Source organism: Agromyces sp. P1_H4 (assembly GCF_056405255.1).
The window spans coordinates 1-1,645 of sequence record NZ_JBFUCL010000518.1 but is presented as its reverse complement, the minus strand read 5'-3'; the positions used below and the strand labels follow the sequence as shown (position 1 = coordinate 1,645).

Genomic DNA, 1,645 nt, shown 5'->3' with positions numbered 1-1,645 from the left:
TGCTCGCCGGGCCCACCGCGGGCCTCGGCGGCGACGTGTTCGCCGACGAGGTCGGCCGTGCGATCCGGCGCATCAGCCGGTGGTACCCCGACGTGGTCGCGACCCGGGTGCCCGGCGACGCCGTGCTCCGGGGCGCCCGCATCGTGCTCGCAGGGCGCGTGCGCGAGGAGCTCCTCGACACCGTCGCGAGCGTCAGCCTCGCCTGACCCTTCGTGTCGGAGCGACGCCCCCGGCAGTGATAGTGTCTTCTGCTGTGCGCCTCCGTAGCTCAGGGGATAGAGCGCCGGTTTCCGGTACCGTAGGTCGGGGGTTCGAATCCCTCCGGGGGCACTCACACATGGCGGGCCGATGCGCGGGTATGCGCTCGGCCCGCAGTGCTGTCCGGCGCCCGACGGCGTGGACGCGGCATCCGCACCGACCATAGACTCGATGGGGTCCGCTCGGTCGGGGAAGGCACTGGTGCATGGCGTCGTCACGTCGGAAGTCCACGGTTCTCGGAATCCTCATCGGAGCGGTGCTCGCGCTCGGCGCCCCGGTGGCCGCCTGGGCTGAGGATCCGGTCGAATTCGGCGCGAGCCCCGTCGTCGACACGGTCGGTGCCCTGGGCGCGCGGCTCGACGAGGTCGAGGCGGCGATCGACGCGAACGCGGACGCGAGCGGGCGGCAGCTCTTCGTCGCCTACGTGAGCGAGTTCACGAATCCCGAGGCCGCCGACGCGTGGGCCAACGACACGGCGATCGCGAACAACATGGGTGCCGAGGACTACCTGCTCGCCGTCGCGGTCGACGGGCGCACCTACTACCTMTCGGCCGACTCGGAGGCGTCCCTGTCCGACGCCGACCTACAGCGCATCAGCCAGGACGTCATCGAGCCCGAGCTGCGCGACGGCGACTGGGCCGGCGCGGCGATCGCGGCAGCCGACGCACTCGGCGGCGGCAGCGGCGGCAGCAGCGGAGGCGGCTCCAGCGGGTGGGGCTGGGTCTGGTTCATCGTCATCGGGGCGATCGTCGTGGGCGTCATCGCCATCGTGCTCTCCCGTCGCCGACGCCGTCAGGGCGCCGAGGGCGCGATCGGAGCCGAGCCCGCAGGKCCTCCCCCGCCCTCCATCGAGGAACTCCGCCGGCAGGCCGGCGGCGCGCTCGTGCAGGCCGACGACGCCGTGAAGACGAGCGAGGAGGAGCTCGGCTTCGCGGTCGCCTCCTACGGCGAGGAGGCCACCGCCCCCTTCCGCACCGCCCTCGACGGCGCGAAGGCCAAGCTGGCCGAGGCGTTCGCACTGCAGCAGCAGCTCGACGACGTCGATCCCGACACCGACGCGGAACGCCGCGCCTGGTACGGCGGCATCACCCGCCTGGCCGGCGAGGCCGACGCGCTGCTCGACGAGCAGGCCGAGCGGTTCGACGCCCTCCGCGCGCTCGAACGCAACGCGCCGGCCGAGCTCCAGCGCGTGCGCGGTGAAGCGGATGCCGCGGCGGCCCGCGTCGGCCCGGCCGGCGAACGTCTCGCCGCCCTCGCAGCCCAGTACGCGGCATCCGCCCTCGCGCCCGTCGCCGACAACCAGTCCCAGGCGCAGGCCCGGCTGGCCTTCGCCGAGCAGGAGCTCTCGGAGGCGGCCGCCGCCGTCGCAGCCGGACGATCGGGCGAC

At 74.0% G+C, this 1,645-nt stretch carries 2 protein-coding genes and 1 tRNA gene; all 3 read left to right on the top strand.

Going from position 1 to position 1,645, the window contains the following annotated elements; all coding sequences use genetic code 11:
* The coding region (locus AC1DY2_RS19575; RefSeq protein ID WP_476763925.1) for a hypothetical protein at positions 1-206 on the top strand (206 nt) is incomplete at its 5' end.
* A gap of 51 nt (positions 207-257) precedes the next feature.
* Positions 258-330, top strand: a tRNA-Arg gene (locus AC1DY2_RS19570).
* Between the two features lie 133 nt (positions 331-463).
* Positions 464-1,645, top strand: a 1,182-nt coding sequence (locus tag AC1DY2_RS19565; RefSeq protein WP_476763924.1) for a TPM domain-containing protein, incomplete at its 3' end; no start/stop codon positions are given.